Origin of the sequence: Rhodococcus opacus (genome assembly GCF_012396235.1) — a bacterium.
Lineage (GTDB): Bacteria > Actinomycetota > Actinomycetes > Mycobacteriales > Mycobacteriaceae > Rhodococcus_F > Rhodococcus_F opacus.
Genome location: NZ_JAAXPA010000011.1, coordinates 134,011 through 145,927, shown reverse-complemented (window position 1 = coordinate 145,927; position 11,917 = coordinate 134,011). Strand labels below are relative to the sequence as shown.

Below are 11,917 nucleotides of genomic sequence, written 5' to 3'. Positions count from 1 at the left end.
GTTACCGGCGAACGGTAGCTGTGACTACTCATCTCGCCACCCCGACGTGGAATGCCAGATCCGCTCCGCCGTCTGCACGCTGTCCCCGGCGGCCGTGTCCGTGTCGACCGCGGTGGCCGACGTCCACGCCGTGGCACTCGCGGCCATCGCGTCGTACACGACGGGGGTGGCGTCCGAGTCGCCGGTTGGACGGCTCCCGATTCTCGCGATCGCCACGGCGCGTGGTGCCCTGCATACGAGTTCGACGAGATCGCTGTGGGTGCAGGAAGCGACGAGCGCAGCGCGCTCCCGGAGCATCGGGTGGGTCCACGACGCATCCAGCACGACCGACCTTCCCGCCGTGAGATGGTCGCGAGCGCGCCGCAGCACCTCGGCGTAGGTGCGGTCGGTCATGGTGCCGCTGTACAGGCCCTCACCGAATCCGGCCACCTGACCGAAATGCGGATCGAGGCCGGCGAGTTCCTTGCGGACGCGGTCGCTGGAGATGACGACGGATCCGGTGACATCAGCCAATCCGCGTGACAGCGTCGACTTTCCGGTGCCGGGCAGCCCACCGACCAGAGCCATTCGCACGGTTCCGGCGCGCAGATGCCGCAAGGCCAGGCGGCAGTGCGCCCGGGCATCCTCGCGGGCAACGCGGGAGCCCTGCGTGTACCGCAAACAGGCCACCTTCGCGCGGACGAACGCCCGATAGGCGATGTAGTGATGCCGCAACGATGTCGGGGGCTGGTCGTGTGCCGCGGCGCAATATCGATCGAGGAACCGCAACCCGAGGTCCTCGCGTCCCAGGTACTCGAGATCCATGGCAAGGCATGCCGCGTCGTCGATACCGTCGACGTGGCGTAGGTGGTCGTCGAAGTCGAGACAGTCGAGAATGCGCGGCCCATCGTCGAGGCAGAAGATGTCGTCCGCCAGAAGATCGCCGTGACCATCGACTGTCCGGCCTTCCCGAATGCGGTTCTCGAACAGCTGTTTCCGCCCCTTCAGATACCTGAGGGCCCGTCGCTCCACCTCGTCGACGTCCGCAGCCGGGAGGACATCGCACCGGTAACTCGTCACCTCGGAGACGTTGGCGCACCACCGCGCGGCCACCGCGCCGGGCATGGCGTCACGATCGATGTCCGCGGACTGGTCCGCTCCGGCATGGAATCGGGCGACGACGGCGGCGATCGCATCCACGTGTGCGGTGGCGTCACCGCCCCCGCCGAGCAGCCGGGTCAGTCGTCGGTCCGACGGCATCCGGCGCATCTTGACCAGCGCTTCGGTCGGTCCTCCCGCCGGGTCCGTCAAATCGGCGACTCCGAGATACACGTCGGGGCACAGCCTGCGGTTCAATGTCACTTCACGCTCACAGGCCGCGCGACGCCTTTCGGCGGTGCCGAAGTCGGCGAACGCCGTCCGGATCGGCTTCTTCGCCTTGAAGACGACATCACCGACCATGACGACATAGGCCGTGTGCGTCTCGACTCCGTCCACCTCGAGGCCACCGACTGCCTGCGGTGGCGAACACCTCTGAGTTCTCTCGGTCGCCGACATGATGGTGCGTCACATCACGACGGGCCGGGGCAGCGCCGAAGGTCCGTCAGCCTGCGCGTCCTCATCGAGGTCGAGGTCGAGGTGAAGCGTGGTCCCGTCACGACGCAGCGCGTGGGCCCACCCCCGCTCTCGGATCACCTCGAGCATCACGGTGTTCTGCGCCAGCACCTCCGCCGTCATCCGCCCGATACCGTGCGCCCTCGCTGCGTCGACGAGCCGGGTCAGCAGCATCGTTCCGATTCCGTGCGATTGGTAATTGTGATCGACCACCAGCGCGAATTCGACCAACGGGGAGTCGTTGTCCAACTGGTGTACCGGGCTCGCGTAGTTCGCGACTCCTACCAGGACGCCACCGATGTAGGCGCCCAGTGCGCAATGCCCGGGGTCTTGCCGGCACAGTGACGCGGCCAGATCCCCGAGATGCGTCGGACGGGCGCCGAAGAACCTCAGGTACGCGTCGTGCTGGTCCATCCGCTCGTGCAGAGACTGCACGTCGTCTCGGTCGGTGGGTCGAAGGGAGCGCACGACGACACCCGTGGTGACCGCGCGTGGCATCCGGGCTTTCATGCACCGTCACCTCCGTCGTCGGCCGTCGGAATTCATTCAAGCGTGGGAGGCGGACGCGGCGTCAGAGCCTTTGGTCCTCGACTACGGTCCTTCGCCTCTATTGCCGGTGTCGGTGGGTTCGCGATGCTGAAGGAAACCAAGGACGCCCACCCGGCATCGAAGGATCCTCGAAACGCAATGACCAGCACGAACAGTGACACGGAGACCACGTCGATGGTGCATGCGCAGGCCCCGGTGGTGGAGCGGCTGATTCCCGAGTTCGGGGGGAGTTTCACGCGGGACGCGATTGCCCGGATAGTCGCGGGCAGCATTTCGGATCTCGCGGGGGTGCCGATCGCCGACATACCGGAACTGGCCGAGCGAGTTGCCCGGCAACGGCTCGTCACGGCACTCGAACGGCATCCTGAACGGTCGCCGTCCGAGCGTTGTGATCCCACACCGCGCAACCGAGTGATCGTGGCCCACCGATCCGGGGGACCGGGCCCCGTTACCGAGCGTCACCACACAGCAATCGAACAGGAGTGGCCATGACGGACCAGTGGCACGGGCGCGATGTGCAGGGGCCCGGAGCGGCGGTGACCAGACCGCTGCCCGCGACTATGTGGCCTGTGGAGATCGAGATATACGAACCCGACGCGGAGCCGACCCGTTCCCAGGCCAGGGCGCGCCTGCGTACACACGACAAGACCCTCCTCGAGGGACGGGGAGAGGCCGGCTGCCACTCTCGACACGGCACAGTACAGGTCAGCCGCGAGATGGCTGCTGCTCGTGCATTGACCGACTTGGCGCACCAATTGTTCGAGCTGGCAGCCACAGAGGACGCGGCTGCATGCGGACGCGGATTGTGATCAGCGGCCATGAGCATCACTCCCACATCGCCGCCCACCAGTGGGGTGGCACCGAACTTCACCGACTACGACGGTGAACGGTCCCGGTTTTCGTGGTCTGCCATCGAGCGTCGACTCGGGCCGGCCCCCGGTGGCTGCAACATCGCGTATTACGCGGTCGACCGCCACGACTGTGGGCCGCAGCGGGACAAGGTCGCGTTCCGGTTCGTGGGTCCGAACAAGGGCGCCGGCGAGCTACCCGTCACCGAGGTCACCTTCGGTGACTTCGCGCACCGAGTCCGCAAGTTCACCGCCGTGCTGCGCGGACTCGGCGTGGGGAAGGGCGACCCCGTCTTCGTGTTCACCGGTCGTATTCCGGAGCTGTACGTCAGCATCCTCGGGGCGTTGCGCAACGGAAGCGTGGTCTCCCCGTTGTTCTCCGCCTTCGGCCCCGAGCCGTTGGCCACGAGACTTCGGCTCGGCGACGCCCAAGTCCTGGTGACCACCGAGCAGCTGTATCGGCGGCGGGTGGAGAAGATCCGCGACTCGGTGCCGTCCTTGCGCCACGTGCTGGTGGTGGGGGATGCCGGTTCGATCACCGACGTTCCGGACACGCTCGACTTCCACAGCATGATGGTGGACGCCGACGGGGACTGCGATATCACCCCGACCTGCGCCGACGATGTTGCCCTGCTACATTTCACCAGCGGAACGACCGGTACCCCGAAGGGCGCGGTCCATGTCCACGGCGCCGTGGCCACCCATTATGCGACCGGGTTGTTCGCCCTGGACCTGCATCCATCGGACGTATTCTGGTGCACGGCGGATCCTGGCTGGGTCACCGGCACGTCGTACGGGGTGATCACACCGTTGCTGCACGGCGTGACGTCGATCGTCGACAGCAACGAATTCGATGCCGAACGGTGGTACCGCATCCTCGAGGAGCAGGCCGTCACGGTCTGGTACACCGCGCCGACCGCGATCCGCATGCTGATGAAGTCCGGGCCGGAGTTGGCGCACAAATACTCCTACCCCCACCTGCGGCTCATCGCCAGTGTCGGCGAACCACTCAACCCCGACGCCGTTCTGTGGGGACGAGACGTGCTCGGTCGGCCCATCCACGACAACTGGTGGCAAACCGAAACGGGCGGCATCATGATCGCCAACACACCCGGTTTCGCCATCAAACCCGGATCGATGGGACGACCCCTCCCGGGCATCGACGCCGCCATCGTCCGACGCACAGGGGACGGCGGCATCGAAACCGTCGAAACACCGAATGTGGAGGGGGAACTCGCGATACGCCGAGGCTGGCCCTCGATGTTCCGCGGTTACCTGCACAATGACGACCGGTACCGGCGCGCCTTCGCGGGCGACTGGTACCTGACCGGCGACTTGGCCAAGCGCGACGCGGACGGCTATTACTGGTTCGTGGGTCGGGCCGACGACGTTATCAAATCGGCGGGTCACCTCATCGGTCCGTTCGAGGTGGAGAACGTCCTCATGGAGCATCCCGCGGTCGCCGAAGCGGGAGTCATCGGCAAGCCGGATCCGATCGTGGGTGCCGTGGTCAAAGCCTTCGTGTCCGTGAAGACGGGCTGGAACGCGGACGACGCCCTGCGCCGTGAACTTCTCGGGTACTCCCGCAAGAAACTCGGCGCCTCGGTCGCCCCCAAGGAGATCGAGTTCGTGGAGGTTCTCCCGCACACACGGAGCGGCAAGATCATGCGCAGGCTGCTGAAGGCACGCGAACTGGGTCTGCCGGAGGGGGACACATCGACTTTGGAGGTGGGTGGATGACTGCCCCGGACTTTCCCTACGACAAGGCGTTCGCGGTCGAGTTGCTGACGGACATGCTGCGCATTCGACGCTTCGAGGAGAAGGCTGCGGAGCTGTACGGCGCCCAGAAGATCCGCGGGTTCCTGCATCTGTATGTGGGGGAGGAAGCGGTCGCGGTCGGGGCCTTGCATGCCCTGTCTCCGGGCGATGCGGTGGTCGCGACCTACCGCGAGCACGGCCACGCGCTGGTGCACGGTGTCCCGATGAACTCGATCATGGCCGAGATGTTCGGGAAACGCGAAGGCTGTTCGAGGGGGCGAGGCGGATCGATGCATCTGTTCGATGCCGCCACCCGGTTCTACGGGGGCAATGCGATCGTCGCCGGCGGTCTGCCGCTCGCGGCCGGTCTGGCGTTGGCCGACAAGATGCAGGGTAAGCGCCGAGTGACGGCCTGCTTCTTCGGCGAGGGCGCGATGGCGGAGGGCGCCTTTCACGAGACCATGAATCTCGCATCGCTGTGGCAGTTGCCGGTGCTGTTCTGCTGCGAAAACAACCTGTACGCCATGGGCACGGCCTTGTCCCGCTCGGAATCTCAAACGGATCTGTGCGTCAAAGCCGCGTCGTTCGACGTCCCGACGCTCAAGGCGGACGGCATGGATGTGATTGCTACCCTGCACGCGGCCCGCTCCGGCGCCGCGCACGTCCGCACGACCGGCGGCCCCTTCTTCATCGAATTCCAGACGTACCGATTTCGTGCCCATTCGATGTTCGACCCGGAACTGTATCGCGACAAGGCGGAAGTGGAGTCCTGGAAGGAGAGGGGTCCGATTCACACCTTCTCGGCGCGGCTCAAAGCGCTCGGGCTGTTCTCGGAGGAGGAGTTCCTCCGCATCGACGACCGCGTCATGTCGGAGGTCGATGCCGCGGTGAACTTCGCCGAGGCAGGCACCTGGGAGGCGCCCGGGGACCTCCTGCGCGACGTGCTCACGCCGGCGCGAACAGAGGAGGCGTCGTGAAGATCAGCTACCGGGACGCGATGCGGGAAGCGATCCGTGAGGCGATGCACTCCGATCCGCGGGTGTTCCTCATGGGTGAGGATGTCGGACGCTACGGCGGCACGTACGCGGTGTCCAAGGGCCTGCTCGCCGAATTCGGGGACGAGCGGATCCGCGACACCCCGCTCTCGGAGTTGGGTTTCGTGGGAGTGGGGATCGGGGCGGCCGTGGGCGGGATGCGCCCGATCATCGAGGTGATGACCGTCAACTTCAGCCTGCTCGCGCTCGACCAGATCGTAAACACCGCAGCGTCGCTCCGGCACATGTCGGGCGGACAATTCTCCGTCCCCGTGGTGGTGCGCATGGCGACCGGCGCCGGCAGGCAACTCGCCGCGCAGCATTCGCACAGCCTCGAGAACTGGTACGCCCACATCCCCGGAATCCGGGTCCTGGCGCCCGCGACAGTGGCGGACGCGCGCGGCATGCTCCGACCGGCCCTCGCGGACCCCGATCCGGTGATCATCTTCGAACACACCCAGCTGTACAACTCGTCGGAAGACCTCGAGGGGCCCGTCCCGGTCGACATCGACTCGGCAGCGGTACGCCGGGAGGGAAACCACATCAGCCTGATCACGTACGGCGGTTCGCTGCCCAAGGCCCTCGCCGCCGCCGACGTACTGGCAGAGAAGGGAATCGCCGCCGAGGTCGTCGACCTTCGGGTGCTGCGCCCCCTCGACACCGACACCATCGCCGCGTCGGTCCGGAAGACACACCGTGCCGTGGTGGTCGACGAGGGCTGGCGCACCGGCAGTCTCGCGGCGGAAGTCATGGCGCAGATAGTCGAACGCGAATTCTACGAGCTCGACGCGCCACCTCGCCGCGTGTGCAGCGCCGAGGTCCCGGTCCCGTACGCCAAGCATCTCGAATACGCGACCCTTCCTCAGGTCGAGACCATTGTGTCCACGGCGTGGAATGTGATCGGCGATCGGTAGGAACGAGGCATAGCCATGTTTGATTTCACGCTGCCTTCCCTGGGCGCCGACATGGATGAGGGAACGTTGACGGACTGGTTGGTCAAACCCGGTGACGAGGTCGAGCGCGGTCAGGCGATAGCGACGGTCGACACCGTGAAAGCGGCCGTGGACGTGGAGATCTGGCAGAGCGGCACCGTTCACCGGTTGCTCGTCGAGCCCGGAACGACCGTGTCGGTCGGAACCCCGTTGGCAACGCTGTCGAGTCCCGGAGAATCACCACCGCCCGAGCGACCGTCTGCCGATGCGGTGCCCGGCACCACCACGGTCGCCACCGCACCGGAACCAGCACCGGCACCAGCACCGGCACCGGCACCGGCACCACGGCGCAAGGTCTCGCCCAGGGCGCGCAGGGAAGCGGAAAGGACAGGGATCGATCTCGCCGGTGTCACCGGGACAGGCGCCGGTGCTGCGGTCACGCTCGACGATGTTCAGCGCGCGGCAGCCCACAGCATCGAGCCTGGACCGGCCGAGGCGAAGGCCAAGGCCGAGGCCAAGGCCAAGACCCGCGATATGCGTCGCGCGATCGCTGCTTCCATGAGCCGCTCCAAGCGGGAGATCCCGCACTACTACCTGATGGACGAGATTCCACTGCGGACGGCGACGGACTGGTTGCGCACCGAAAATGCCGCCCGTCCGATCACCGAACGAGTCCTCCTCGCCGCTGTGCAACTCAAGGCGGTGGCGCTCGCTGCCCGGCAGTTCCCGGACCTCAACGGGTTCTGGCTGGACGGCGAGTTCCGGCCGGCACCCCACATCCACCTCGGGGTGGCGATCTCTCTGAGAGACGGAGGTCTGGTCGCTCCCGCGGTCCACGACACCGCCGACAAACCCCTCTCCCAGCTGATGGTGGAACTCGGCGATCTGGTGACCCGGGCCCGTGCCGGTTCGCTGCGCAGTTCCGAGATGTCGGACCCGACGTTGACCGTGACGAACCTCGGGGAACGTGGGGTCACCTCGGTTTTCGGTGTGATCTATCCGCCTCAGGTGGCGTTGGTGGGTTTCGGGAGGCCCAGTGAACGCCCCTGGGTGTTCGACGGAGATCTGCAGGTCGCGACGGTCGTGACAGCTACCCTCGCCGCCGATCACCGTGCCAGCGACGGAACACGGGGCGCACAGTTCCTGACCAGAATCAACGAACTGCTCCAACAGCCGGACAAGTGGTGAGGACGACAGATGAACAGCGAGACGATCGACTCGAGAGTCATACGCGCATTGCGGGAGATCGCACCGGAGATCGAGGACGAGGAACTGTCCTCGGATGTGCCGTTGCGCGATCAGGTCGATCTGGATTCGATGGACTGGCTGAACTTCCTCGTGCGCCTGCATGCCGTGTTCGGCGTCGATATCCCGGAATCCGACTACGCGACACTGGTGACCGTGGAGGACATCGTCGAGTACATTGCCTCGCAAACACACACGTGAGGGCGACGCGGCTACTGCGGGACCTCGGCGGGCGACCGGGGCGCAACGCTCCCGGGTGTCCGTCGCCGGTGCCACCGCCACGCTTCGTCACATCCCCAGACGATGAACGGCAGCGGAAGGAGCCACAGCACCTGATGCCACTGCGGAATCACGGTTCCGAAGATATGTCGAAGCACCGGCACCGTGACGACCAGCGCGGCGAAACACACTTCGAAGGCGATTCCCCACAGCAACAGGGGGGTTGGACGCGACTCCAACCTTTGCGAGCGATGCGTGCTCGGTTCGCGAGGCGAACGCAGTGCCGATCTGGCAGGCGACGATGCCGAGGAAGCTCATCGTCGTCGCCGATTGCCAGGTGTGGTGCAGGATTCCGGCACCCACATCGGCACCCAGATACCAGCCACCTTCGAGAAGTGTCGCGAAGAAGAGCGTCATCACCAATACTGCCGACACACCTCCCAGCAGACCCCACGACCGGACGAGGAGTGCCGGTCTTGTCGGTACAGATGACGCTGGTGGAGCCGAGTGTTTCCACAGCGGAGAGACGTTTGACCAGGGCGCCCTGTCTGGCGAGAGTACGCACGCCCACCGCGAGAGCCAACGTGATCGTCGGCAGTAGGCCCTCCGGCACGTTGGCGACCAGGAGCCCGATCGAAATTGACCGAATCGTCGAGCGACAACCCCGCCATGAGCGTCCCCAGCGGGATGAACGCCAGACCCATCTCGAGCGATCCCGGCAGGAGTCGCGCATCGGCGGACACGCGGTCTCCTTCGGTCAGGAAGATCACGTCCCCCGGCACGAGCGACCGGACGTCGACCGTCTCCGTCGTTCCCTGACGGGCGACGCGCGCCCTGGTCGGCAGAAAGGCCGCCAATGCTTCGACCGCCTGCTCGGCGTGTCGTTCCTGCACGAACGCGAACGCGGCGTTGAGCAGGATCACGATGACAATCGCGACACCCAGCGGCGCTGAGCCGCTGAAGACGGCGAGTACGGCAGCCATCCACAAGAGCAGCGCCAACGGATGCGTGAATTGCCGCAGTAACTGCCGGGGCCAGGTGCGACCGCGATGCCGAATCAGTTCATTGGTCCCGTAGACGAGTGTTCGTCGCTCCGCTTCCCTCCGTGACAGTCCATCCCGTCTGGTGCGGAGGTCACGCAGTAGCCGGTCGGTCGACTCCTGAGGGTCCACGCGAGCTGTCTTCGTCGGCGTCACCATCGTGCGCTCCTGGTCGTCGGGTCGTTCCGGTACGGATCACGTGGGACGGGCCCGGCGGGGTTCTTCTCCGACGGTGCGCCATCGACGGTTGCGGGGAAAGGGACCTTGGTCCTCTCTTACGGTCGCACGCAGCCCGAACCGGGTCCGGGCTGCGACGATGGAGACACGCGTCCTCACGCGTCGGCCCTCGACGAGGGAAGGCATATGCACGACACACGAACCCGCGAAACGTGGAATGCGCGCCTGACGAGGCTGTTGGCACCCACCCTGCTCGCAGTCACGTCGGTGGCGCTCGTGTCCGGCGTGGTGGCCACTTCGCTCGGTCGGCCGAGCGTCGCGGACGCGTGCTGGGCGATCGGCACGGTGGTGTCCCTGGCGCCCGCTGTGGGCTGGGTCGTCGTGGCACTCCGTCAGCGCACAGCTGGTGTCGACCTCATCGCCGTGCTCGCCCTCGCGGGAACACTCGCGGTCGGCGAGTATCTGGCAGGTGCCCTCATCGGGTTCATGCTCGCGACGGGGCGCACGCTCGAATCCGCGGCGGAGCGGCGCGCGTCACGCGATCTGCGCGCCCTCCTCGAACACGCACCACGACGAGCACACAAACGGATCGGCCACGACGTCCTCCTCGTCCCCTTGGACGAGGTCGAGCCCACCGATCTGCTGGTCGTCGCGTCCGGAGAGGTTGTCCCCGTCGACGGCGTCGTCGTCGCCGACCGATCGGCCGTCCTGGACGAGTCCGCGCTCACCGGGGAGTCTCTCCACGTCGAGCGACGGGTCGGGGAGTCGGTGCGCAGTGGGGTGGTGAACGTCGGATCGACGATCGAGCTGCGCGCCACCGCGAGCGCCGCGGACAGCACCTATTCGGGCATCGTCCGACTGGCGCAGGAGGCCGCTGCCGACAAGGCACCGATCGTACGGATCGCGGACCGCTTCGCCGTCTGGTTCCTTCCCTTGACCCTCCTGGTGTCGTCCGTCGCATGGTGGCTGAGCGGCTCCGCCGTGCGCGCGGTCGCAGTTCTCGTGGTCGCGACCCCGTGTCCGTTGCTGCTCGCCGCCCCTGTCGCCATCGTGTCGGGGCTGTCCCGCGCCTCACGGATCGGTGTCGTCATCCGCGGTGGTGGAGCACTGGAAACACTCGGGCGAGCTCGGACCCTGGTGATGGACAAGACGGGAACCCTGACGACCGGCAGGCCATCGGGACTCGACGTCGCAACCGCCCCCGGCCACAATCCCGACGAGGTACTTCAACTCGCCGCAGCCGTCGACCAGCTGTCACCCCATGTTCTCGCCGAGTCGATCGTCCGCTTCGCGAGGGCACGGGGCTGTCCGCTTCCACTGCCCACCGATGTCAGCGAGCAGGCGGGGACCGGGGTCACCGGCATCGTGAACGGTCGTGCGGTGAAGGTCGGTTCGGATCACGGCGTGTTGCCGGACTGGGCGGAGGCCGTCTCGACGCGATCGGCCCTGGACGGCGCGGCGGTGGCCTGGGTCCAGGTCGACGACGCACTGGTAGGGGCGATCCTGCTGCGGGATCCTCTTCGTCGAGACGCGCCTCGCACCTTGCGGCGATTGCGGGCAGCCGGACTGGACCGACTGATCATGCTGACCGGAGACCGCCGGGCGCCCGCCCTCGAAATCGGATCCATCGTGGGACTCGACGCCGTGCTCGCGGAGCAAACTCCCATGGACAAGGTGGCAGCAGTTCAGGCGGAGAAGCGCAAGGCTGTGACGATCATGGTGGGGGACGGGATCAACGACGCCCCCGCCCTGGCGGCGGCGTCGGTCGGAGTGGCGATGGGGGCGCGGGGAGCCACGGCCAGTTCGGAGGCTGCCGATATCGTGCTGACGACCGATCACCTCGCCCGGTTGGCGGACGCGATGGAGATCGCACGACGGTCGAGGCGGATCGCGATCCAGAGTGCCGGGATCGGCATGACGCTGTCGCTGCTGGCGATGATCGCCGCGGCGTTCGGCTGGATCGCTCCCGCGCCCGGCGCCCTGCTGCAGGAAGGAATCGACGTGGCGGTCATCCTCAACGCTCTGCGCGCCCTTCGCGGCGGCCGCTCCTCCGAACTCACGGTGACGCGAGAAACCGGCCTGCTGTTGCAGCGTTTCGATCGTGAGCACGACGATCTGCGGGGAGCGCTGGCGCTGATACGTGACGCTGCAGAGCGGGTGACCGCCGAACCCGGAACCGAGACACTGGCGGCGGTGCGCAGAGCACACACCGTCCTGGTGGAGCAGGTCCTGCCCCATGAACGTGCCGAGGAGACCCAACTGTATCCCGCGTTGGCGGACGCCTTCGGAACGGCGGAAGCTACCGCCCCGATGAGTAGGGCTCATGCGGAGATCGATCGACTCAGTCGGCGCCTGGGAACTCACCTCGGCGCGGTCGAGGCGCACGGCGAGGTCCGCCCGGACCAGCGTGATGACCTTCTCGCCTGCCTGTACGGGCTGTATGCGGTGCTGCGTTTGCATTTCGCCCAGGAGGAAGAGGACTACTTCGCCCTCGCCCCGAGAGTCGACGACGATCACTGACA

The 11,917-nt window shown here is 66.6% G+C and carries 12 protein-coding genes and 1 pseudogene; 8 read left to right on the top strand and 5 right to left on the bottom strand.

Annotation, left to right across the window (positions count from 1 at the left end; genetic code table 11):
• Positions 1-24: 24 nt before the first annotated feature.
• Together HGB39_RS17135 and HGB39_RS17130 are read right to left on the bottom strand one after the other, a co-directional pair.
• The gene (locus HGB39_RS17135) at positions 25-1,536 is read right to left on the bottom strand and encodes a bifunctional aminoglycoside phosphotransferase/ATP-binding protein (RefSeq protein WP_052023928.1); all 1,512 of its coding nucleotides are present in this window, start codon (positions 1,534-1,536) and stop codon (positions 25-27) included.
• Between the two features lie 9 nt (positions 1,537-1,545).
• On the bottom strand, positions 1,546-2,103 hold the full coding sequence (locus HGB39_RS17130; protein ID WP_005563401.1) for a GNAT family N-acetyltransferase: 558 nt from the start codon (positions 2,101-2,103) through the stop codon (positions 1,546-1,548).
• A 177-nt stretch (positions 2,104-2,280) separates the two neighbouring features.
• Between HGB39_RS17130 and HGB39_RS17125 the strand changes: the two genes are divergently transcribed.
• The 7 genes from HGB39_RS17125 to HGB39_RS17095 are packed head-to-tail and all read left to right on the top strand — an operon-like array spanning position 2,281 to position 8,160.
• A complete protein-coding gene (locus HGB39_RS17125) occupies positions 2,281-2,634 on the top strand; it encodes a three-helix bundle dimerization domain-containing protein (protein ID WP_005563400.1) in 354 nt (117 codons plus the stop codon).
• Positions 2,631-2,951 (top strand): dsRBD fold-containing protein, encoded by a 321-nt coding sequence (locus HGB39_RS17120; RefSeq protein ID WP_169693337.1) that lies wholly within the window; start codon positions 2,631-2,633, stop codon positions 2,949-2,951. The genes HGB39_RS17125 and HGB39_RS17120 overlap by 4 nt, the downstream gene beginning before the upstream one ends.
• A 9-nt stretch (positions 2,952-2,960) precedes the next feature.
• Positions 2,961-4,730, top strand: coding sequence for an acetate--CoA ligase (gene acsA, locus HGB39_RS17115; protein WP_043788178.1), 1,770 nt, complete (start codon positions 2,961-2,963; stop codon positions 4,728-4,730).
• On the top strand, positions 4,727-5,725 hold the full coding sequence (gene pdhA, locus HGB39_RS17110) for a pyruvate dehydrogenase (acetyl-transferring) E1 component subunit alpha (RefSeq protein ID WP_005563393.1): 999 nt from the start codon (positions 4,727-4,729) through the stop codon (positions 5,723-5,725). Before acsA ends, pdhA begins: the two co-directional genes overlap by 4 nt.
• Positions 5,722-6,696: an alpha-ketoacid dehydrogenase subunit beta gene (locus HGB39_RS17105; protein ID WP_005261633.1), complete on the top strand. Its 975-nt coding sequence runs from the start codon at positions 5,722-5,724 to the stop codon at positions 6,694-6,696. Before pdhA ends, HGB39_RS17105 begins: the two co-directional genes overlap by 4 nt.
• A gap of 15 nt (positions 6,697-6,711) precedes the next feature.
• Entirely contained in the window at positions 6,712-7,902 is a 1,191-nt protein-coding gene (locus tag HGB39_RS17100; RefSeq protein WP_005563392.1) for a dihydrolipoamide acetyltransferase family protein, read from the top strand.
• A 9-nt stretch (positions 7,903-7,911) separates the two neighbouring features.
• Entirely contained in the window at positions 7,912-8,160 is a 249-nt protein-coding gene (locus HGB39_RS17095; protein WP_005261629.1) for an acyl carrier protein, read from the top strand.
• An 11-nt stretch (positions 8,161-8,171) separates the two neighbouring features.
• Here HGB39_RS17095 and HGB39_RS39600 read toward each other — a convergent pair whose 3' ends face one another.
• The 3 genes and pseudogenes from HGB39_RS39600 to HGB39_RS38750 form a co-directional block, all read right to left on the bottom strand.
• Positions 8,172-8,369, bottom strand: a complete 198-nt coding sequence (locus HGB39_RS39600) for a cation transporting ATPase C-terminal domain-containing protein (protein ID WP_242323422.1) — start codon at positions 8,367-8,369, stop codon at positions 8,172-8,174.
• 109 nt (positions 8,370-8,478) lie between these two features.
• Positions 8,479-8,595 (bottom strand): annotated as a pseudogene (locus HGB39_RS39595) (hypothetical protein); the annotation flags it as partial.
• Entirely contained in the window at positions 8,595-9,377 is a 783-nt protein-coding gene (locus HGB39_RS38750; protein WP_247607433.1) for a cation-transporting P-type ATPase, read from the bottom strand. The gene HGB39_RS38750 and the pseudogene HGB39_RS39595, both read right to left, overlap by 1 nt.
• A 204-nt stretch (positions 9,378-9,581) precedes the next feature.
• Here HGB39_RS38750 and HGB39_RS17085 point away from each other — a divergent pair, with 204 nt between their 5' ends.
• The gene (locus HGB39_RS17085) at positions 9,582-11,915 is read left to right on the top strand and encodes a heavy metal translocating P-type ATPase (RefSeq protein WP_005563391.1); all 2,334 of its coding nucleotides are present in this window, start codon (positions 9,582-9,584) and stop codon (positions 11,913-11,915) included.
• The last annotated feature ends 2 nt before the right edge of the window (positions 11,916-11,917 follow it).